The sequence below is a fragment of the Paraburkholderia sp. SIMBA_054 genome (assembly GCF_046534875.1).
Classification (GTDB): domain Bacteria; phylum Pseudomonadota; class Gammaproteobacteria; order Burkholderiales; family Burkholderiaceae; genus Paraburkholderia; species Paraburkholderia hospita.
The window spans coordinates 1-291 of sequence record NZ_JAWRXV010000550.1; the positions used below are offsets into that span (position 1 = coordinate 1).

Sequence of the window (291 nt, forward strand, 5' to 3'; positions counted from 1 at the left end):
GCCACGCGCCGGCCCTGGTTCTGCAGCAGGCCCAGCAGCGGCGCCAGCGAGTGCAGCTCCGGCATGCCGTTTGCACGCGGGCCCTGGTAGCGGACCACGGCCACGAAGTCGTGCGGCAGCGCGCCGGCGGCATGCAGCTTGTTGAGTACCTGCGGCGCGTCGACGACCACGGCCGGGGCTTCGATCCGGCGGTACTGCGGCTTCACCGCCGACAGCTTGATCAGCGAACGGCCGACATTGCCGCGCAGCAGGCGCAGGCCACCCTGGGACTCGAACGCATCGGCGACCGGT

At 71.8% G+C, this 291-nt stretch carries 1 protein-coding gene; it reads right to left on the bottom strand.

What is annotated here, in order from left to right:
* Nucleotides 1-291: dihydroxy-acid dehydratase (locus SB822_RS56290; RefSeq protein ID WP_410859004.1), on the bottom strand; the 291-nt coding region annotated here is incomplete at both ends.